Origin of the sequence: Dyadobacter sp. CECT 9275 (genome assembly GCF_907164905.1) — a bacterium.
In the GTDB taxonomy this organism is placed as follows: Bacteria; Bacteroidota; Bacteroidia; order Cytophagales; family Spirosomataceae; genus Dyadobacter; species Dyadobacter helix.
In genome coordinates, this window is sequence record NZ_CAJRAF010000002.1 from 3,813,841 (window position 1) to 3,833,805 (window position 19,965).

Below are 19,965 nucleotides of genomic sequence, written 5' to 3' on the forward strand. Positions count from 1 at the left end.
GGAAGGACACTATTTTTCAACCTGATTCGAGTCGTGTAATCGCGCGATTTCTATACAATGGCGACGACCGGAGTAAGGAACTTATATTGATTATTCTCGCTCTTGATGCAAGCGCCCAGGTACGCCAATTGAACAACGTCCTGAGGAAATACGCAAAACGGCACCGGAACATCCTGAAAGTTTTCGAACGGCATTTTCGAAAACTCGACGCTCTGCTAAACACTATGAGAATCAACCCACAGGAACTGGAAACAAACCAGCGCCTGCTAATCGGTGCCTATTTCACGATGGAATACTCCATCGAAGCCGCTGCATTTTTCAACCCATCCATTGTAGCCGATCCCGACCAGTCCGGCATCGAGCCCGGCGAAAGACGTGTAATCCTTAGCTTTCGGGCTACGGGGGAAGGCCATATATCTTCAATCGTATTCCGGTCGGCACTCATTGACCAGAATAATGATATCACCATCGATACCCCCGGTCGATTACTCGACTCTCCCGAGCATGTGCGGAACCACATATATAAGAAACAGTCGTTTTTGTCAAAATTGGGCGAAATGCAGGATTTGGATAATCCTGCGTACCCGGCTATTGAAGGAAAGTTAACTGAAACCTTTACCTACGAAGAGCTCAAACGGTATGTAGAAGAAACCAGCAGGTTGCCGGGAATGGATATTCCGGGCGCGCTGTTTCTTAGAGAAGTAATGTGGCTGGCCTCCTCGCATTACGAAATGGATTTTTCCCTGGACACCGACATTTCAGAACGCGTAATCTTTCCTATCGCTGATACGGAAAAACGGGGTATCGAAGACGCCCGGTTTGTCTGTTTTACAGACGACAAGCAAGAGCAGACCTACTATGCTACTTACACTGCATATGATGGCGTCAATATCCTGCCGAAGCTATTGACTACCCGGGACTTTTACCACTTCAAAGTTCTACCGCTTCATGGAGAGATCGCGCAAAACAAGGGAATGGCATTGTTCCCTCGCAAGATCAATGGTAAATACGCCATGCTTTGCCGTATCGATGGGGTCAACAATTACATTGCTTACTCGGAAAATATCAGCATTTGGCGAAAGGCCATTCTGATCCAGGCACCCAAATTTCCCTGGGAATTTGTTCAAATCGGAAATTGTGGCTCACCCATTGAAACCTGGGCCGGATGGCTGGTATTAACGCACGGAGTAGGCCCGATGCGCGAGTACGTGCTAGGTGCATCGCTGTTTGAATTGGAGAGCCCTGAAAATGAGATAGGACGTCTGATTAACCCCCTATTAATCCCCAATGCAAGCGAGCGTGATGGTTATGTGCCGAATGTAGTGTATTCCTGCGGCGCATTTGTGCACAATCAGAGTCTGATTATTCCTTATGCGACTTCCGACTACGCTTCTACCTACGCCGTGGTCAATTTGGAAGAATTATTAGAAGACCTTATCCGGGACAAAAATTAGCGACGAAGTATCTGTTCATAAACCGCCACATAATTGTCCACCATCTTTTCTTTGGAAAACATGGTTTTCGCCCATTGGCGGCATTCCTGCCTGTCAAGCTGCGCTATCTTTTCAACGGCCTCAATCGCCTCACCGGTTGTATGGACCAGGAACCCGGTTTTTCCGTCTACAATCAGCTCGCACATCGACCCACGGTTAAAGGCGATTACCGGCGTGCCACAAAACATCGACTCGGCGACGCTTAAACCGAAGGGTTCGTCGAACTGAATTGGATGAAGCAGGGCGAGCGCCTTTCCCAGCAATGTTTTGCGCTGAGATGGCCCGACGTTACCAAAATAAAAGACGGATCTTTCATCGATACAGGGCTTGATCTTTTGCTCGAAATAGGCATCGTCCTGAATCAGCCCCGCGATCAACAGTACCCGCCCTGACTTCCTGGCTATCTGAATTGCTTCCAGGGTTCCTTTCTCCGGATGGATACGCCCGAAAAACAGCAGGTAGTCCTTCGAACTTCTCTCGAAAGGGAAGTCTTTGCCATCGACACCATTGTATACTGTGGCGATGTAGTCCAGCTCGTCGCTGCGGTCTGCATTGCTGATTGATGCGTAAAAAGATGACGCGTTATATTTCCGATATACGTCCAGTATTTTGGAAGAGGAAAAACCATGGATTGTCGTGAGCATCGGTGTTTTGATCAGCTTCGAGTAGGTCAATGGTAGAAAATCGAAGTGATTGTGGATTAAATCAAATCGCGAGGCATTTTCCATTAAATGGCTGATATGCAAACATTCGGCCACCTTCGGGTCGATGTCCCTGTCTTCCGCATAGGGAGCGTGCGAGGTTCCTTCCAGTTTTGCCGTGGTCACCGAATCGGTAGTGGCAAAGAGCGTTACTTCTACGCCCTTCTCGACAAGCCCTTCCGTCAGATAGGAAGCCACCTGCTCCCACGGGCCATATTTTCGGGGTGGTGTGCGCCAGGCGATCGATGAGAGTATAGCTACCCTCATACCAGTTTGGCTTCCATCTGAGTGACTTCTTCAAATGCTTCAAGCACACTCAGATGCGAGATTAGATAGGCTAGTGTGCTTTCAGCTCCCTGGTTTCGGTTCACACCTGTGCTTTCCAGCCCGTCGCAGCAGCCTTTTGTTTCAAAATCATAAAGGCTTACCCGAAGGTCGTTTTCTCCCAAGAACCACATAAAACAGGTGTGTAGCTTCTGAATGTAAGACTGTTCATTGGTAAGGCGGAAAGCCTGATGAAACATCAATACCATCGCAAGCGCATCCAGTGGTTGCTGGGCAAACATCGATTGCTCGAGGTCTCTGCCGTACCAGTTCTCGTTGCCGACCACCGACAAATAGCCGTTGCGAAGCGTCACACCCGAAAGGAAATCCATGCTTTCTATCGCTACCTCAGAAACGCGGATATCATGCAAAAACTCCGCAGCATGTAGGAGCGCCAAAGGCAAAAATGCATTGTCATAGGCTAGCAGCGATTCAAACCATTGCCAATCACTGCTGCGGTTGATATCATATTCAGCGAGAAGCTTGCCGGTCAGGGTCTCCAGTATTTTGAGCATGCCTTCGTCCGTCGGACTACTTTTCAGGTAGTGGCATATCCCGACGATGGTGTTGGCAATGCTTCGGATAGATTTAAGACTGGTAAAATTCGGCACGGCGTCGAAGAAAATCTCACGGCCTGTCTGGTAATAGGCGTCATTAGGCGCATTCCCGAGTAGATAGCCCAAAGACCAGATCGTGCGACCAAAAGAGTCTTCCGAGCCCACTTCGTCCAGGAAGTTCCGGTTGAAGCTCAGGAAGTTTCTGAACATGCCGTCCTGAGTTTGCATGTAATTGATGTAGCTCAGATAGGTGGGCGACAATTTTAAGGCGAGCGGATGCTTGTTTCTTTTGTAGGTCATCAACACCATCAGCAAGGCCCTTGCATTATCATCCAGGCAATAGCCTTCTTTCAGGTTCGGGATCCCGTATTTGGCGTGCTGGATAATGCCGGTGTCGTCGGTGAGGCGCCTCACATGATCGAGCAGGAATGGCGGGAGCGCAAGCGGGTCCAGAATCATCGGACTGCCCGATTCAAGATCCAGTCCGATTTTCGCTATTGATTCCGCCAATTCCAGGTATTTTTCCCCGATTTTCGGCCAGGTTATTTCGCGGCCATAATCAAATGCATTTTTGCGGAGCTGCCGCATCTGGTCGGGATGATCCAGCAGTTCAAGCAATATCTCGGTGAGTGCCGGAGAATCGTGGAAATTGAAAAGGCGACCCCTGCCATCGGCAAGGAGTTCTGCCGCATGCCAATATGGTGTAGAGATCACCGCATTGCCGGCGCCGATCGCATAGGAAAGTGTTCCGCTGGTGATCTGAGCCTCGCTGGTGTAAGGAGTGATGTAGATATCGGAGGCCGAGAGGTATTTGAAAAGCTCGGACTGACTGATGAACTCGTTCAGAAACACTACGTGCTTTGCGATGCCCAGTTGTTTGACCTGGCCTGCAAGGAAGACACGGTATTCTTCCCCGGCATGCCTGACTACGTTGGGATGTGTTTTTCCCAGCACAATGTAGACAAGTTGCGGATACTTCTTTACTACCTCGGGCAAGGCCCTCAATACTGTCTCGATCCCTTTATTACGCCCGATAAACCCGAAGGTCAATAGGACCTGTTTGGAGGATAGTTTGAACTCTTTCTTGGCCATAAGTTGGCCGAAGTGTATGTCCGGCACGCCATGTGCTATCAGGGCGATCTTGTCTGTGAGTACCCCGTAGACGTCCGATAGCATATCGACCGCGGTCTGGCTCATGACAACCACCGACTGTGCAATTTTACATATCTCTGTCATAACTGCCTTCTGATTGTAGGAAGGTGTTTTTAGGACAGTATGTAGCGTCACGATCAGCGGAATTTTGAGCCGGTACAATAGTGGAAGGATGTAGATGCCGTCCTGTCCACCGAATATGCCGAATTCGTGTTCGAGGATGCAGATATCGGCCCCGCTCATGTTAATGACATTGGCCGCTTCGAGGTAATCGGTCTGCTCTTCCTGCCGGATAGTGAGTTTGACCTCTTTGGGATAATCGTAATGAAGGCCGTTGTCGTCTATCGCGATCACAAAGCCTTGCGAGCCGCCGACCAGGGCTTCCTCTCCCACGGTAGAATGATATAAATTTTGGGTGAAAGTGCCGATTCCGCATTCCCGGGGTGGATATGTTCCTATAAACGCAATTTTCATTTTTTCGTCTGTTGATTTGTTGTAAGGTAACCTAATTAAACGGTATTACCCGGGAATATTTCAGCTGTCACCGAATACTTCAGAAAATCTCTATGAATTCATAAAACATGTTGAATATCAATTAAAAGGACCTACCTTACAACAAAACTGAAAACCATGTTAAAAGAACAAACCCAGCCGAAAAGCGACAAGAAAAAGCCTGCCAAAAACCTGAAAGAAAAGCGCGCGGACAAGAAGGAGAAGCGGGACAATAAGTCGAAAGGAGACTAGATGACGAGCGTTTCAGTCAAGCATAGGATAGACTACTCCTACGATCACAAAGTACTGCTGTCCCCCCACAGATTCCGCTTGGTACCGCTGCCCGATACCCATGCGATCATTGAAGAATACAATTTTGTATTGTGGCCTGCTAATAGCCTCTACTGGCAACACGATGTTTATGGCAATAAATTAGCGCGGGCCGATTTCGCCAACAAAACAGATTTTATGTCGGTGGAAGTCACCCTTGACATCAAACTAAACAGTTTGAACCCCTTCGATGTATTGGTCGACGATGAAGCGCAGCGCTTTCCATTTTTGTATCCTTCGATCGTAAAAAATGCATTGCTACCTTATTTACAAATCGTAGACAGGAGTTCTGTCCTCACTGCATTCGTTGGCTGCACCGAAAAGTTTCATGGTGAAACTCTTTCTTTCCTGGTAAAACTCAATCAACATGTTAGTAACCATATCCGGTACGTTCATAGATTAGAGCCAGGCGTGCAGTCATGTGGGATGACCCTGAAAACCCGGACTGGCTCTTGCCGAGATTCAGCGTGGCTCATGGTTCAGGTGCTTCGACGTTTAGGACTGGCGAGCAGGTTTGTATCAGGTTATCTGATACAATTAGGTACCACATCGGGCGACTCTGTTGAATTGCATGCCTGGGCGGAAGTTTTCATACCGGGGGCCGGCTGGATTGGTTTGGACACGACTTCAGGCCTGTTCACCAGTGAAGGCCATATCCCGCTTGCGATTGGACCCGGTCCGGAGCAGGTGGCACCTGTTGAAGGATTGACCGAGCAATGCTCGGCTTCAATGACTTATCAATTTAAAATTGAATCTTCAAAATGCTTGTAACACGAGCATCTGGCGCCGTCGTGACCCTTCTTAGCTGACGGTATCCAGATAACGCCTAACTTCGTCGAAAATATGCTTGTTGCTTTTGTTGGGAACGTTACACTCCAGTAATTTCCTGAGAAGTTCAATCGGCTTATCAGTCAGTACTTCTAATTCCTGCATCAATGACAGATTGAGCCTCTCCGAACTAAGGTGCCTGTTACCTTCCATGATGGGATAAACTTTATCGGCAATTTGTTGAGCCAGTTTCATGTCGTTTAATTTTCGTTCATTCCAAGAATCTCTTTAAGTGCAAGAACATTGTCAATGCCTAGTTTCGCAAAAATGGCAGCTTTGAATGTGCTGATCGTTGAGAGATGCAGCCCTGTTTTTTCAGCGATGGACGAGGTCGACATTCCTTGTACGAGGTAGTCGGCAACTTCTTTTTGTCTTCGCGTAAGCAGATCCCATCGTCTTTGCGGGGTATGGCTGGCAATCAGGTACTCGAATATGACCGCCATATGCTCAGCGCCCAGATACCGCTTCCCGCCCATGACAGACCTAATGCAAATCAGCATTTCCGATATATCCGCATATTTGGACAGGTAACCATTTACCCCCTTCTTAAAGTAATCGATGATCACCTCGGGTTGTATTTCAGGCCCATACACGATCACCTGCGAACCGGAATATTTCCGCCTGATTTCTGAGATGGACGGATACCCCTCCTCTTCAAAATCCGCATGCAACACATAAATAACCAGATCAGGCTCCGGCCGCCCTGCATTTTGATCATAATCCCGGATATTGTTTGATTCTACAATCTCCGCTTCCTCAAAATTCTTCCTGAGAAGAATCGCCAGACCCATGCGCATTACCGGGTGAGTGTCAAAAATTGCAAACGTCGGACGGCGCGGTGCCGGGTGGATATTCATGGATAAAGGTAGCTGCAATTAACGTAGCAATCACCCTTTCTTCAGCTTATTAAAAAGTTTTTAGCATCTCGAAAACGATTGATATCACTCTCGAATTTCTTTGAGAATTTTCTACAATAAATATTGATTTTCAGCGTTTTACATCAAACGGCCTATGCCAGAGCAGATTTAGCATCCCTGTATCTTCCAAAGTTATTTTACCACAAGGACTAAAAAAGGAAGATATGAGCACAGAGAAAAAAATCAAGTTTGTCGCAATCGACAAAACCCTTTTCTTCCCCACCCTTAAAAAAAGGGTTGAGCAGTATTTTACAGAAAATCATAAATCAAGGTACGCCGACGGAATGATGGTGCTCAAAACGATCATCCTGCTGGCGTGTTACGTACTGCCCTTTGTCGCAATACTGGCGTTCACGCCCGGAGTATGGGTTAGTACGCTGTTATGGCTGGTAATGGGTGCTGCCATTTCCGGGATCGGAATGAGCGTCATGCATGACGCCAATCACGGCGCATTCTCCAGAAGGCCAGCGGTAAACAAATGGCTGGGTTTTACAATATGCCTGGCCGGCGCAGGCGTATCGAATTGGAAATGGCAGCACAATGTCCTGCACCATACCTACACTAACGTCGCTAACCTGGACGAGGACATCAAGGACCGGGGCGTTATGAAACTTTCGCCGCACGAGGCGGTGAAATCCATTCACCGGTTTCAATGGATGTATGCATTCTTTTTTTACGGGATTCTGACATTATACTGGGTGCTTCTGAAAGATTTTATTCAATACGCCCATTTCATTAAATCCGGACTGAACCGACAGACAAAACGCGAAAACCTGCAAATGCTCACAGGAATGATCGTGATAAAGCTGCTTTACTTGGGCATATTTTTCGTGCTTCCTACACTGGTTTTTCAAATTCCCTTCAATGCGATCCTGACCGGATTTTTACTCATGCATTTTGCCGCCGGCCTTGTGCTGACGGTGATCTTTCAGCTTGCCCATTCGGTGGAAGGAACCCAATACCCATTGCCCAATCCGGAAGGCATTATAGAAAAAGACTGGGCTGTGCATCAGATGGAAACCACTGTCAATTTCTCTCCGCGAAATAAATGGCTCAGCTGGTATGTCGGAGGACTTAACTTTCAGATCGAGCACCACCTCTTTCCGAAAATATGCCACATACATTATCCGGCCATCGCTCCCATCGTCAAAAAAACAGCCCAGGAATTCGGACTGAAATATATGGAGCATCAAACTTTTATAATTGCCCTGAGGTCCCATATCGCGATACTTAAAAAGTTCGGAATACCCCGTTTTAATGAAGGAATTGTTTAGCTTCAATGCACACTTCTAGTTCTCGTCCGCCCTGAAATGCATGCCGAGCGAAATATCAGAGTGGCAGCAATCTTTCTACTTCCCGTTCCCACAACCGGATTGCTGTGACATTCGTAAGCACATCCGTCCGGAGTACCGGCTCAAAGAAACAACATTTACAGACACCGCCCGCATGAACGCACACCATCATATCATCTCCATCGGCGCCTCCGATTCCGGCATTGACGACATCGCGACCTTCTTCGATCAAAAACCGCTCGCCGGAGTCGCCTATGTAATCATACAGCATTTACCGCCACACTTCCGCGCTAGACTGGCTGAAATACTGGCCAAGGATTTATATCTGGTGATCAGTGAGGCGCAAAACGGAGTGCTGGTCGAAACAGACCACGTCTACATCATTCCCGAAGGCAAATCGATGAGCATCCGGAAGGGAAGGTTATACATCACAGAAAAACCGTATAATCCCAGGCTGCATAGCAGCACCGACAGTTTTTTCGCCTCCCTCGCAGCAGATCAAGGGGAAAAAGCCATAGGGGTAGTCCTTTTTGATATTGGCGAAGATTGCCTTGAAGGGATAAGTGCGATCCGGGATGCCGGAGGTATTGTCATCGCGCGACGGCAAGACGCCATTCTCCTTGCTCCCTCCATCAATGAGGTTGACTTTGTCACTGAGCCCGCCCTTATACCCCAAATCATAGAAGATTATGTAATGCAAAGCCGCAAAACACTGCTGGATCAGAATGAAGAAGTGACCATGGAAATGATATTAGATGCGATCCGCGAGAATACCACATTTGATTTTTCGGGTTACAGATTGGACATTCTATCGCACAAGACCCGAAAAAGAGCTTTGGATCAAAACTTCTATTCGCTGGCGGATTACCTGTCTTTTCTTAAAGTCACGTCGACAGAAATGCATGCACTATCCAGGGAATTTCTTACCGGCGGGATTGCCGCTCCGGTCAATGAAAACACCCCAAATTCTCCGGGAACAAATCCGGAACCCGAAATTTTCGGATTCAAACGGGATGGGGATAAACTGGAAAATAAAGTTACCCATGAAGAACAATTGATGGAACTTGAAAAAGAGCTTAATGAATTGAAAACAAGACTGTCCCTAGTGCACAAATCAGATGTATCGATGAACAATTTGAAGGTCGCAAACGCGTTGATGCGACTGGCTAATGGGCGGCTACGACATGATAATCATGAAATGCGATCAGCAAACCACCAGCTAGACGCAAAAAACAAAAAGTTAACCGAAGCTAATGAAGAGCTAGACAACTTTGTCCACCTGGCGTCACACGATCTGTTGGCACCGCTTGCTCATATTGAAGGTAGTATCGCACTAATCAACGAGATAGGCGTGAATGATACCCAACTAACCGAGATGATCGGTATCATCAACGCATCCGTAAAGAGATTTCGCGCACTGGTGGAAGATATGGGTAACGTGGCGAAGGCCGAACATGATTTAAAATCAAAGGAAAAGGTCGATATAGAAGAAATAATCCAGAGCGTATTGTGGCCGCTGGAAACCAAGATCAAACAATCCAACACTCAAATAATTGTCAGTCTGCGGGAAAGATCCATTTACTTTTCCAAAAAGAACCTCAGGAGTATTGTCTTCAATCTGGTTTCCAACAGTCTTAAGTTCAACGAAAGCCTGCAACCATCGATCCATATCGTTACGGAGAAGATCAACGGCCAGGTCGTCCTCTCCGTGGAAGACAACGGGATGGGTATCCCTACACCCGAACTGGAGCATATCTTCAAACTCTACGGAAGAGCGAGATACGACATAGAAGGCAAAGGGGTGGGGCTTTACCTAACAAAACGGATGATAGATGCGTCTGGGGGAAGCCTGGTGGTTGAGAGCACTCCTGGTGAAGGAAGCAAATTCACCATTAGTTTCGCAGCTAAATAGTGTCTCAAAACGGGAAAGTTCCCTACGATCTTCTTCCGGCATCAAAAGCCGGGACGGTGATGTTGCCTGGTGCTTATTTGATAATGTCAGATAGCTGATTTTTAAAATCGACGCGCCGCTGCCGCGTAACTGCTCACGTTCTAGCCCATTCCAACACAGTACAAGAAGGCCTTTTTCTAACCAACATAGCTATACGTTGATCTCTCTATCATTAGCCTTTCCGGGCAGTATATGCGTATCTTTATAGATGGTCCATCAAAACTTGCTGCTCGTACTGATTCTTTTCTTTTTCATAGCCTTACTATATCTGTGGAGCGAAAGGTTGAAAATTTCTTACCCGATTCTACTTGTACTGGGAGGACTGGCTATTCCGTTAATTCCGGCAGTGCCCAATGTCAGTTTGAACCCCGAAATCATCTTTTTGATCTTTCTTCCTCCATTGCTTTTCGAAGCGGCCTGGACCACGTCCTGGAAAGATTTCTGGGCCAGAAAAGAGTAGATCTTCTCACGGGGGTTCGGTCTTGTATTTTCAACGTCTCTGGTCATAGCCCATCTGTCAGTGGCCATCATCCCCGGCTTTACGCTTGCTTTGCCTTAAAAAAGATCAAGGTTACCCGGGATTATGATTCGAATGACTGTGTAATGAAGATTAACGCGCAAAAAATAAAAATCGCTTTGACGAATATCGTGGTCAATGCCATTGAAGCTATGAATCCACGGCTAGGCGAGTTGAAGCTGGTCACCAGGTCGACAGACACGACGCACCTGATCCGCATTGAAGACAATGGATGCGGGATCAATGATGCGGGCATGAAAAATCTGTTTAAAAGAGGTTTCTCCGATAAAGCGGGTGGTATAGGAATCGGCCTCTTCTCGACTTTGAAAATTTTGAGATCCAGTCATGTGGATATATATGTGCAGTCCCGGGCCGGCTCCGGAACATGCTTCATCCTGACATTCAACAAGAAACATAATCCCGGAAAATCGACCCGAAGGCTGCTGTAAACCCGACATTATCAGCTATATTGTAACAGGATGGCTTTGGATTCATTGCCGACTACAGTAACTTCGCTTATCGATTATGATATTGTATATCAAATACATGGTTAGCCTGAGATGTAAAATGATGGTCGAGCAGGAACTGAAAAATATCGGCTTGCACTATGTGGTTGTGGAGCTGGGAAGCGTCGAAATTCTTGAAGATATCACACTCGAGCAGCGCGAAGCACTCAAAAGGAATCTGCTCAAATCGGGCCTGGAGCTACTGGACGATAAGAGGAGTATTTTGATTGAGAAAATCAAAAATGTCATCGTGGAAATGATACATTACCAGGATGAACTTCCTAAAACTAACTATTCGGATTACATCGCAGAAAAACTGGGGTACGACTACACTTATATTTCCAACATCTTTTCCGAGGTGAAGGGCATCAATATCCAGCAATTTATTATCCATCACAAGATAGAAAAAGTTAAAGAACTGCTGCTCTACGGAGACTTGAACCTCACAGAAATCTCTTACAAGCTACACTACAGCAGCGTGGCGCACCTTTCCAATCAGTTCAAAAAGGTCACAGGTCTTACTCCTACCTTTTATAAAAAACTTCGGAGAAAGCGCGACGATAACCTGGAAAATATCTGAGGCTTATTGGCCTTCCTCTGAAAAGTATTGATTTCCGTTTCTGACAATCAGTGATCAATGTAACTTTTCAACTCAGTTATGTAACACATAAGGGCCCGCCGGTGTCGACCTTTGTACAGGTTGATTCAAATCTAAAAACCCTGCGGGGCTCAACAATGAAAAAGTTCTCAATAACACTTATACTATGTGCAATGACCATCACGTCGTTCGCACAAACGTTTGGTTTCGGACCGAAGGCTGGCGTAAACCTCAGTAATTATCAAGGCGGTAATATTCAAACTGACGCTAAGGTGGGCTACCATTTTGGGGGTATGCTTAATTTTGGTTTTGGAAATGTCTTTTCTATTCAGCCTGAAGTGCTTTTCTCCACCCTGGGGGCCAAGGTAGAGAGTAGTGGCAGCAAAGCGGACTTCAAGATCAACTATCTGACGGTGCCCGTCATGCTGAAATTCAGGACAAGAAGTGGTTTTTATCTGGAAGCAGGACCTCAAGCGGGCTTCCGGTTATCTGAAAGTGTTCCTGACCAGACCATTGATCATTTCGCTAAAAATCTGGATATATCCCTGGGTGCGGGTTTGGGTTATCAGTCTAATATCGGGCTTGGAATCGGGTTTCGCTATGTGGCAGGGCTATCAAAAGTGGGCGACTTCTCTTCACAGGAAATCAATCCGGACTTCAAAAACAGCGTTATCCAGGGCAGCTTATTCTGGGTGATTCCCATCAAAGAATAGTATGCTTCTGCATAAGCGTCGCAGATACGTTAAAAATAGGCTTCATGTATGAAATCAGGAAAATATAGCGGATATGAATACGGACCGTGAGGAGATAGAAAAAGCAAAGGCGCACATTATTGTGGAGATTATCGAGTACGTACCCAATGCGGTTCAGAGCAGAACTATTATCAAAAAAATGACTGGTAACGTTACAGTTTCGGCCTTCGATGCCGGAGAGGAAATCGCCGAGAAATCTTCCGCCTTTGATACCTATATTCAGATTATCGACGGTTCTGCTGAAATTGTCATCGATGGTAAAAAACACAGACTTACATTGGGCCAGGGGATTGTGATTCCTGCGCATCAAAGGAACTCTTTTTTCGCCAAAGAGCCTTTCAAAATGATTTCGACAGTTATAAAAAGCGGGTATGAGTGATCGGCATCTACTGCCAATTAAACTTATTACTATGAAAACGGAAAAAGTGTCGCTTAGGTTGGTGCTGGTCATGTCCTTAGGCCTCGTTTTTGGATTGTGGTTTGCATTCGGCAAAGTATATCGTATATGTAGAAACGTTAGAAAAAGAAGAGGAGAATACGGAGGCGCAATGGATAAGCTGAACCGCGTGACAAATTTCAAGCGTCAAGTCGATAAAATCGTCGCAGGTCTTCCGGCAAAAGCACATCGCAATAGAAGGAGAGCCCGGCTGTAAAGCAAGAAAGAGTAAGCAGTTATTGTTTAAATAAATAGAATATGAAAACTGGAAAAGCATTTTTTGGATGGGTGATCATGGCATCACTTTTCGTTGCAGTCGGAACAATGTTTGCGCCGAAAAACACATCTTACAGAATAAGACGACTGGTAGAAAAAGGGAGGAGGTTCTTGGGGATGCGAGATCCGTCAGTGGCAAAGCCAGATTTGTTGAAAACAGCGTCCGAAGGCAGGCCGTAAGTTCGCGTCTGATAACATTCAAATAATCACACTTAATATAATAACATGAAAACTAATGAAGATTTGCAACGGGATGTCCGCGATGCAATCAGATGGGAGCCATTGTTGCGCGAAACAGATATATTTGTTACCGCGAAAGACGGTGTGATCAACCTTTCTGGCACCGTGGATAGCTATGGCAAGAAATCGGAGGCGGAAGAGGCCGCCAGGCGCGTGAAAGGCGTCAAAGTCGTGACCGAGCAGATAAGTGTTAAACCAAAAGATGATACGACTATCCGGGATGATGCTGATCTGGCTAACGAAATAGTGAACGGCTATCAATGGACACAGGAAATACCTTCGGGTCGTGCCATAGTAAAAGTGGAAAATGGCTGGATAACCCTGGAAGGGGATCTGCAATGGAACTATCAGCGCGATGCAGCGGAACGGTTGATCCGGGAATTTCCGGGAGTAAAGGGCGTGTCCAACAATATCAAAATTAAATATGAACCGACGTCCGAAATTGATAAGGCGGCGATAGAAAGTGCTTTTACCCGTAGCAGCTCCATCACTCAAGAAGGCATTCATATCAGAGTGGTTAAAAGTAAGGTCATTCTGACAGGCACAGTGAGCTCATGCTATGAAAAGGATGAAGCGGCGCGGCAGGCTTGGAAAGCACCCGGGGTCGAGATCGTTTATAACGAATTAATAGTAGAACAACATCCCGTTACTGTGGACAGATAACAGTGTGCTCCCAGCGGGAGAAAATATTCATTTCAAACAAGATAGAATCATGAAAAACAACACAATAATAGCTTCTCTGAGCTTAATCCTGCTCGCCTTCCCCTTAACCGCGCAAGTGGTCTCAAAAGACTCCCTTGCAACCCTAAAAGCGGAAAGGCAAATGCTTGAAATAGGCAAAAGGTTAAACGAAAACAAAACGCAGCTGGCCAAGCTTGAAAACGAGCGTGAAGGAAAGTTGATGGAGGTATCGCAAACATCCGAGAACGCACAGAAATCGGCGGATGCTAATAAGCAGGCCGCAGATAAACTTAGAGACGAGTCACAAGACCGCAAATTGGCCCGTAGGGCTAACAATAGCGCTGGCTCAGCCAAGTCGGATGCGAAGAAAGCCCGAAAGGCCGGGTATAGTCTGAAAAAACTCGACAGCGATATTAATTCTCTGAAAGCTAGTATTCAGAAGGATGAAAAGGAACTGGCCGACATGCAGCCTAATATACTCCCGGAGCCGATGTATTGAAATCCGAAGGTTGTATGACTTCTATCGACCTAATAATATGAACGAGCCCATATTTGATAACAAGTACTTTGATGGACAATGTGTCTATGCTAATGAGAATCCCGGTCAAAAGCTGGTTATCAGACGTTACTATAAGAGAATCTATTATTGTCGGGCGGTAGATGGCTCAGAGAAGGAGTATGCCCTTTTTGAAAGGGAAATTTCGCCCGATTATGAAAGTGGTAAACAGCTGTATTGCCACTTTCCGAGAGAAGACGTTTAATAGCTAATCACTAAAATGAAAACTGAATTCACATCCTTCACCAACGGTGCTTTCAACAATCAAGGAACCACCTGATGCATCGATAATACGTTTCGTAAGGTAAACCCGACACGGTTTCCTTATGAGATGTATGACTCTTTAAGGATCGAAGATATGATCCAGTCTGTTGTGGGCAGGCCCAGGCCTTTAGACCATGTAGCATGAGCGCATTTTCGGAAGAATCAACCCCATAAGGGGCTGGCGTAGAACACCTCTTAGCTACACGCGATCCTGTTAATGGCTATTATACTCTATTTGCCTTGTATGGTACAGTAATTGTACAGCTACATCCCCGGGCAGATCCCTAACACCTAGTCTGCTTAAAATCAAAACAAATGAACACGTTAGCTGACACAACCGAACTGATCGAGACTACAACCGGTCCTCTGATGGGGAACGAAGCCTCCCTTACGCCACAACGTGTATCGAAGTAATCGCTCAATGGCTTGGTCCGCTTTCAGTAAGTGAGAGTACCCAGCCCATTGCGGACGAGTTGGACAAATTAAAATCACTGCTTGCTTCGGTCCCCACAAATGCCGGCACCATTGTGGAACAAATGAAGGAGGTGGCTACGAAAGTTTCGCGGATTGCTCTGGAATTAGGCGCGGAGGGCGAAATGCCTTCTTTGCTTACGGCGTTGGCGACCGCCCTGAGAATGGGGACAGATTTATAAAGCCGAACGGCCAAGTTAGCAGGGCTGCTTATCCAGATCTACCAGATCTGTCAATTTAAATAACCGTTTAGTTATGAATGTAAGTAAAGTAAAACAGGTACACGAGTTTGGTCAGAGCATCTGGCTCGACTTTATAGACCGCAAGTTCATTGTCTCGGGTGGATTGCAGAAGCTGATCGATGCGGACGGCGTAAAAGGCGTGACGTCCAATCCTGCAATTTTTGAAAAGGCAATCAGCAGCAGTTTGGATTACAACGCGGATATTGCGGAACATTTAAAAGGCGATATAACCAATGAGGAAATCTTCTTCAAGCTGGCCATATCCGATGTAAGGCAGGCATGCGACATTTTGTGGCCGGTCTACAACGAGGAGTGACTTGTTGGGGCCGATGGGTATGTCAGCCTGGAAGTTTCCCCGTTCCTAGCTACTGACACCCTAGCGACCATCGACCAAGCCCGCCAGCTATGGCAGGAGGTAGGCAGGGATAACGTGATGATCAAGATTCCCGGAACCGAGTCGGGCCTGATTGCAACCCAGACGGCGATTAGCGAAGGTATTAACGTAAATGTGACATTGCTTTTCGGTCTTGACCGGTACGAAGCCACGACAGAAGCCTACATTTCTGGACTTGAAAAACGGGCTGCGGATGGTTTATCCATTGACCACATTTCCTCTGTCGCCAGTTTCTTTCTGAGCCGTATCGACATTCTGTTCGATCCATTTCTGGACGATAAGGGACTTGGCGAATTGAGGGGTGAGGTCGCAATTGCTTCCGCAAAATTGGCGTATCAGACTTATGAACGCGTTTTCAGCACAGACCGTTGGAAGGCCCTGGGAGCAAAAGGTGCAGTGCCGAAACGGCTGCTCTGGGCAAGCACAAGCAACAAAAATCCTGCGTTTACCGACAACACACACTACGTGGAAGCGCAGATCGGTGACAGCACCGTCAATACGCTTCCAATGGAAACATTAGAAGCGTATCACGACCACGGCAATCCAGCTAGCAGGCTAAAAGCTGATCTTGACAAAGCTATCGAGGTCATGGCACGGGTGAAAGCGGCCGGAATCGACATGGTCGCAGTAGCGAAGCAACTTGAAGAGGAAGGGATTGAAAAGTTTAACCAGCCGTTTCAGAAACTGTTGGGCGCGATCGAAATACAAAAGCAAGGCAATCAATCAGATTAAATCAATTAAACAATGTCAAACGATAAAAATGCCCCGAAAGGAGACAAGAAAAAGCCAGTCAAGAACCTGAAAGAAAAGCGCGCTGACAAAAAGGATAAACGCGACGGTAAAAGCAAGTACGATTGACACATCAGATCAACGACACATAAGACTGGCCGGCTTTTCTTCGCCGCATTTGATCAGGCTTGACCCTACGCTCATTCGCATATTGTCCCCGAATCCTATTCTTTAACCCTACTGCCTGCCCACCATATGCACTGGCAGCAGGATGTGTATGGAAACAAGGAGGACGTGTTGATCCATTCAATTTTAGCGCAGGTGGTCTGATAATGGTGAGATCCGAGCGATAACTTAAAGCTACCAAATATGATTCTAGAGAATAAACTACCACTACGATACTTGATCGGCATTGTAAAATACGAGCTTACTGCCGTCCTGGTATTGAGTCTGATCACTCATTTCGGAGCCTTCCGGCTTACCAACTTCCTGCCGGACATGCCGCTGGCTATTCCGGCCTTTCTGGGAACATCCATTTCGGTCCTTTTGTCATTCAAAATGAACCAGTCGTACGACAGGTGGTGGGAAGCAAGAAAAATCTGGGGTGCTATTACCAACGATTCGCGAAGCCTGATTATGCAGCTGCTGGCTTTTGTGACGCACGATCATGACGGAATCGTAAAACGGATCGCCTACCGGCAGGCAGCCTGGGGATATACGCTTGGGCGCTCCCTAAGAGGAAACGACCCGCTTGCTGACCTGCAACACTTAATCGACGCTGATGATCAACGGAAGATCCTGGCACACACCAACAAACCTTTGGCGATATTGCAGCTTACGGTGCAGGACATCCGTGCAATGCGCGCAATGGATGCATTGGACGTGCATGCGCACATTCACCTTCAGGAGGCAATTATCCGGCTAACGGATTCGATGGGCGGCGCAGAGCGGATAAACCGGACGGTGTTTCCCTCGACATACCGGCTAATCCTGCACTTGATCATTTATCTGTTTGTGATCACACTCACAATTTCGCTGAGCAGCATTGACAACGTGCTCGTCATTCCGCTGCTGATGCTGATTTCCGCCGGGTTTTTCTGCATCGAAAAGATCGCGTACCATTTACAAGACCCATTTAAAAATAGCCCAAGTGATATTCCAATCACGGATATCGCCAAAAACATAGAAGTCAACACAAGGCAATTGCTGGGTGAAGAAGTGAAGACCAAAGAATCAAGCTTGGAAAGTTATTATGTAATGTAAATGCTTCTATAAAAAAATGAAGTACGACTCATATTAAGCAGTTTACCCATTCGTTTTTCTTGATTGTATGCATTATAAGGTGTGAGATAATGGCAGCGTCGAATCACGTGCTATTTACAACATTTTGGGTGTGACCTGAGAAGGAAAAAAAGATCTAATTGGAATTTATCTCTCTGAGAATGAAGGTGCTAAATTTTGGCTATCTGTTTTAACAGACTTAAAACAACGCGGCGTTGAAGATATTCTGATAGCTTGCATAGATGGCTTAAAAGGTTTCCCAGAGGCAATTGAAGCGGTGTTTCCCAAGACTAAAATTCAACTATGCATAATTCACCAGATTCGTACCAGTATACGGTATGTTCCTGAAAAGGATAAAAAGTCTGTCATTGCCGACTTGAAGCCTGTTTATAAAGCAGTTAACCACGAAAAAGCCTACGAGAAATTACTTGAATTCGATGACAAATGGGGAAAGAAATATCACCTGGCTATGAAAACCTGGATGGACAACTGGGTGAATTTATCGACCTTTTTTGAGTTTACCGCTGAAATAAGAAAGGTAATTTATACTACAAATGCAATTGAAGGAATGCATAGGCAGATTAGAAAAATCACCGCAGCGGCGGCCGCCAAGACAACAGGAGCATTTACCTATAAGTAAGGTTTCTCGCTCTTGTCTTACTTAACCAGTTGAATCTCTCCGAGAAAATTACCTAATTTCTCGAACGCTTCACGCTGTTGCACGGCTAGTTCCGCACGCTGATACGTCTCCATGATTTTGTCATCCGTTTTCTGGTTCAGACACTTCTTGATGATATGTGGCATGATGCCTAATTCTTGCATTAATGTGGCTGTAGTACGGCGTAAATCATGTATTACCCATTTGCCGTTGGGCAAGATCAGGGTTCTGTTATTAACCACACGGCCTTTTACACCGATATCTTGCTGCCGATCGGTTACTTGCTTCGTCAAAACCTGACGGGTAATTGCTCCATCGCCGGTACGATTAGGAACCAGCCAATCAGTCATTCGAGTGTCATGTAACTGCTGAATCTGTAATAAAGCAAACTGAGAAAGATATACGTGATGGCTGACAGTATTTTTTGAGTGCTCGGATGGAATGGTCATTAACCCCTTATCTAAATCAACATGAGACCATTTTGCGCGCAAGACTTCATTAACACGGCATCCTGTTGCCAGAAGCAGCCATATCAAATACTGATATTCGGCTCTCAGCCCTGAAGAAGGTAAAATTTGATGAAGCTGTTTGAGCTCTTCTAGGGACAGATACCGCTTTCGTGACTTCTCTTTTCCGCCAACACGTTCCTTAATTAACCGGCGTGTGGGATTAAGTGTAATAAGTTCTTCATCATCCGCATATCCGAAAAACTGTTTGAGGTCTGATAGCAGCCGATTGGCCATGCGTTTTGATTTGCGATTCAAAGGACGCTCTAAGATAGCTTTAATGTCTGAACGCTCGACTTCACCGATCAACTTGTTGCCGATCAGAGGAAACACGTCCTTTTCAAATGCCCGCTCAACTTCTATTCCAAAGTCTTTTCGGTTTTGGAGTTCTGCACGTTTCCAGTCAGCAAATACTGCTTTGACTTTATTGCGCTGTTTTTCCTCCCACTGATTAAAATCCTTGACCTTGTCGAATTTCCGGATTTCCGCTTCGAGTAATGGGTCGAGTCCTCGGGCCAGCAGTTCCCTCTTCTCGGAGGCCAATTTTCTTGCTTCTTTTAATGAAACATCCGCTAATGGTCCAAGCGACTGTTTTCTCCGCTTGTCCGTTATCGGCGATGTATAACGAAATACCCATTGCTTTGCGCCATAGCTTCGAATGAACAAATAGAGACCGCCACCGTCGTTGAGCATTTGATCGGCATCGCCTGATTGTAAACGTTCCACCTGTTGAACTGTCAATAAATGCAACTGTGCCTTAGGCATTTAGTCCTCCTTCGTGGGCCAAATAGTGTACCAAGAATCTTTGGATTGGGTTGGAC

General features: G+C 46.3%; 19 protein-coding genes and 2 pseudogenes. 15 read left to right on the forward strand and 6 right to left on the reverse strand.

What is annotated here, in order from left to right; all coding sequences use genetic code 11:
* Positions 1-224: 224 nt before the first annotated feature.
* The gene (locus tag KOE27_RS23645; RefSeq protein ID WP_229252913.1) at positions 225-1,454 is read left to right on the forward strand and encodes a glycoside hydrolase family 130 protein; all 1,230 of its coding nucleotides are present in this window, start codon (positions 225-227) and stop codon (positions 1,452-1,454) included.
* On the opposite strand, the gene KOE27_RS23650 is transcribed toward KOE27_RS23645, so the two are convergent.
* Entirely contained in the window at positions 1,451-2,461 is a 1,011-nt protein-coding gene (locus KOE27_RS23650) for a glycosyltransferase family 4 protein (RefSeq protein WP_215241186.1), read from the reverse strand. The genes KOE27_RS23645 and KOE27_RS23650 overlap by 4 nt on opposite strands.
* The gene (locus KOE27_RS23655) at positions 2,458-4,701 is read right to left on the reverse strand and encodes a glycosyltransferase family 4 protein (RefSeq protein WP_215241187.1); all 2,244 of its coding nucleotides are present in this window, start codon (positions 4,699-4,701) and stop codon (positions 2,458-2,460) included. Before KOE27_RS23655 ends, KOE27_RS23650 begins: the two co-directional genes overlap by 4 nt.
* A gap of 270 nt (positions 4,702-4,971) precedes the next feature.
* Here KOE27_RS23655 and KOE27_RS23660 point away from each other — a divergent pair, with 270 nt between their 5' ends.
* Positions 4,972-5,820, forward strand: a complete 849-nt coding sequence (locus KOE27_RS23660) for a transglutaminase family protein (RefSeq protein WP_215241188.1) — start codon at positions 4,972-4,974, stop codon at positions 5,818-5,820.
* A 30-nt stretch (positions 5,821-5,850) separates the two neighbouring features.
* Here KOE27_RS23660 and KOE27_RS23665 read toward each other — a convergent pair whose 3' ends face one another.
* Together KOE27_RS23665 and KOE27_RS23670 are read right to left on the reverse strand one after the other, a co-directional pair.
* Entirely contained in the window at positions 5,851-6,072 is a 222-nt protein-coding gene (locus KOE27_RS23665) for a hypothetical protein (RefSeq protein ID WP_215241189.1), read from the reverse strand.
* 5 nt (positions 6,073-6,077) lie between these two features.
* The gene (locus KOE27_RS23670; protein WP_215241190.1) at positions 6,078-6,734 is read right to left on the reverse strand and encodes a response regulator transcription factor; all 657 of its coding nucleotides are present in this window, start codon (positions 6,732-6,734) and stop codon (positions 6,078-6,080) included.
* Positions 6,735-6,958: 224 nt separating this feature from the next.
* On the opposite strand from KOE27_RS23670, the gene KOE27_RS23675 reads away from it, so the two are divergent.
* The 10 genes from KOE27_RS23675 (at position 6,959) to KOE27_RS23720 (ending at position 14,542) form a co-directional block, all read left to right on the forward strand.
* Entirely contained in the window at positions 6,959-8,068 is a 1,110-nt protein-coding gene (locus tag KOE27_RS23675; protein WP_215241191.1) for a fatty acid desaturase family protein, read from the forward strand.
* Between the two features lie 40 nt (positions 8,069-8,108).
* Positions 8,109-9,998: a chemotaxis protein CheB gene (locus KOE27_RS23680; RefSeq protein ID WP_215241192.1), complete on the forward strand. Its 1,890-nt coding sequence runs from the start codon at positions 8,109-8,111 to the stop codon at positions 9,996-9,998.
* Positions 9,999-10,245: 247 nt separating this feature from the next.
* Positions 10,246-10,497, forward strand: a complete 252-nt coding sequence (locus KOE27_RS23685) for a cation:proton antiporter domain-containing protein (protein WP_215241193.1) — start codon at positions 10,246-10,248, stop codon at positions 10,495-10,497.
* 143 nt (positions 10,498-10,640) lie between these two features.
* Positions 10,641-11,003 carry an ATP-binding protein gene (locus KOE27_RS23690; protein WP_215241194.1) on the forward strand — a complete coding sequence of 121 codons (363 nt, stop codon included), beginning with the start codon at positions 10,641-10,643 and terminating at the stop codon, positions 11,001-11,003.
* 76 nt (positions 11,004-11,079) lie between these two features.
* A complete protein-coding gene (locus tag KOE27_RS23695; protein ID WP_215241195.1) occupies positions 11,080-11,640 on the forward strand; it encodes a helix-turn-helix domain-containing protein in 561 nt (186 codons plus the stop codon).
* Between the two features lie 155 nt (positions 11,641-11,795).
* Positions 11,796-12,371: a porin family protein gene (locus KOE27_RS23700; protein WP_215241196.1), complete on the forward strand. Its 576-nt coding sequence runs from the start codon at positions 11,796-11,798 to the stop codon at positions 12,369-12,371.
* 73 nt (positions 12,372-12,444) lie between these two features.
* Entirely contained in the window at positions 12,445-12,789 is a 345-nt protein-coding gene (locus tag KOE27_RS23705; RefSeq protein ID WP_215241197.1) for a cupin domain-containing protein, read from the forward strand.
* Between the two features lie 31 nt (positions 12,790-12,820).
* Positions 12,821-13,063, forward strand: a complete 243-nt coding sequence (locus tag KOE27_RS23710) for a hypothetical protein (protein ID WP_215241198.1) — start codon at positions 12,821-12,823, stop codon at positions 13,061-13,063.
* Positions 13,064-13,347: 284 nt separating this feature from the next.
* On the forward strand, positions 13,348-14,025 hold the full coding sequence (locus KOE27_RS23715) for a BON domain-containing protein (protein WP_215241199.1): 678 nt from the start codon (positions 13,348-13,350) through the stop codon (positions 14,023-14,025).
* Between the two features lie 49 nt (positions 14,026-14,074).
* Positions 14,075-14,542, forward strand: coding sequence for a hypothetical protein (locus KOE27_RS23720; RefSeq protein ID WP_215241200.1), 468 nt, complete (start codon positions 14,075-14,077; stop codon positions 14,540-14,542).
* Between the two features lie 739 nt (positions 14,543-15,281).
* Here the strand turns inward: KOE27_RS23720 and KOE27_RS23725 are convergent.
* Positions 15,282-15,530 (reverse strand): hypothetical protein, encoded by a 249-nt coding sequence (locus tag KOE27_RS23725; protein ID WP_215241201.1) that lies wholly within the window; start codon positions 15,528-15,530, stop codon positions 15,282-15,284.
* A 59-nt stretch (positions 15,531-15,589) separates the two neighbouring features.
* Here KOE27_RS23725 and tal point away from each other — a divergent pair.
* The 3 genes and pseudogenes from tal to KOE27_RS23740 all read left to right on the forward strand — a co-directional run.
* Positions 15,590-16,702, forward strand: a pseudogene (tal, locus tag KOE27_RS23730) (transaldolase).
* Positions 16,703-17,068: 366 nt separating this feature from the next.
* Complete coding sequence (locus KOE27_RS23735; protein ID WP_215241202.1) at positions 17,069-17,962, forward strand: bestrophin family protein; 894 nt, start codon at positions 17,069-17,071, stop codon at positions 17,960-17,962.
* A 37-nt stretch (positions 17,963-17,999) separates the two neighbouring features.
* Positions 18,000-18,608: pseudogene (locus KOE27_RS23740) on the forward strand (IS256 family transposase); the annotation flags it as partial.
* 29 nt (positions 18,609-18,637) lie between these two features.
* On the opposite strand, the gene KOE27_RS23745 reads toward KOE27_RS23740, so the two are convergent.
* Positions 18,638-19,909, reverse strand: coding sequence for a tyrosine-type recombinase/integrase (locus tag KOE27_RS23745; RefSeq protein ID WP_215241203.1), 1,272 nt, complete (start codon positions 19,907-19,909; stop codon positions 18,638-18,640).
* Positions 19,910-19,965: the final 56 nt, after the last annotated feature.

Excerpts from the sequence above, each read along its gene's own strand:
- KOE27_RS23745 (WP_215241203.1), bottom strand. The coding sequence starts at position 19,909 with ATGCCTAAGGCACAGTTGCATTTATTGACAGTTCAACAGGTGGAACGT.
- KOE27_RS23670 (WP_215241190.1), bottom strand. The coding sequence starts at position 6,734 with ATGAATATCCACCCGGCACCGCGCCGTCCGACGTTTGCAATTTTTGAC.
- KOE27_RS23700 (WP_215241196.1), top strand. The coding sequence starts at position 11,796 with ATGAAAAAGTTCTCAATAACACTTATACTATGTGCAATGACCATCACG.
- KOE27_RS23710 (WP_215241198.1), top strand. The coding sequence starts at position 12,821 with ATGAAAACGGAAAAAGTGTCGCTTAGGTTGGTGCTGGTCATGTCCTTA.
- KOE27_RS23645 (WP_229252913.1), top strand. The coding sequence starts at position 225 with ATGAGAATCAACCCACAGGAACTGGAAACAAACCAGCGCCTGCTAATC.
- KOE27_RS23655 (WP_215241187.1), bottom strand. The coding sequence starts at position 4,701 with ATGAAAATTGCGTTTATAGGAACATATCCACCCCGGGAATGCGGAATC.
- KOE27_RS23735 (WP_215241202.1), top strand. The coding sequence starts at position 17,069 with ATGATTCTAGAGAATAAACTACCACTACGATACTTGATCGGCATTGTA.
- KOE27_RS23695 (WP_215241195.1), top strand. The coding sequence starts at position 11,080 with ATGATATTGTATATCAAATACATGGTTAGCCTGAGATGTAAAATGATG.
- KOE27_RS23715 (WP_215241199.1), top strand. The coding sequence starts at position 13,348 with ATGAAAACTAATGAAGATTTGCAACGGGATGTCCGCGATGCAATCAGA.
- KOE27_RS23680 (WP_215241192.1), top strand. The coding sequence starts at position 8,109 with ATGCCGAGCGAAATATCAGAGTGGCAGCAATCTTTCTACTTCCCGTTC.
- KOE27_RS23685 (WP_215241193.1), top strand. The coding sequence starts at position 10,246 with ATGGTCCATCAAAACTTGCTGCTCGTACTGATTCTTTTCTTTTTCATA.
- KOE27_RS23650 (WP_215241186.1), bottom strand. The coding sequence starts at position 2,461 with ATGAGGGTAGCTATACTCTCATCGATCGCCTGGCGCACACCACCCCGA.
- KOE27_RS23665 (WP_215241189.1), bottom strand. The coding sequence starts at position 6,072 with ATGAAACTGGCTCAACAAATTGCCGATAAAGTTTATCCCATCATGGAA.
- KOE27_RS23705 (WP_215241197.1), top strand. The coding sequence starts at position 12,445 with ATGAATACGGACCGTGAGGAGATAGAAAAAGCAAAGGCGCACATTATT.
- KOE27_RS23675 (WP_215241191.1), top strand. The coding sequence starts at position 6,959 with ATGAGCACAGAGAAAAAAATCAAGTTTGTCGCAATCGACAAAACCCTT.
- KOE27_RS23720 (WP_215241200.1), top strand. The coding sequence starts at position 14,075 with ATGAAAAACAACACAATAATAGCTTCTCTGAGCTTAATCCTGCTCGCC.
- KOE27_RS23660 (WP_215241188.1), top strand. The coding sequence starts at position 4,972 with ATGACGAGCGTTTCAGTCAAGCATAGGATAGACTACTCCTACGATCAC.
- KOE27_RS23690 (WP_215241194.1), top strand. The coding sequence starts at position 10,641 with ATGAAGATTAACGCGCAAAAAATAAAAATCGCTTTGACGAATATCGTG.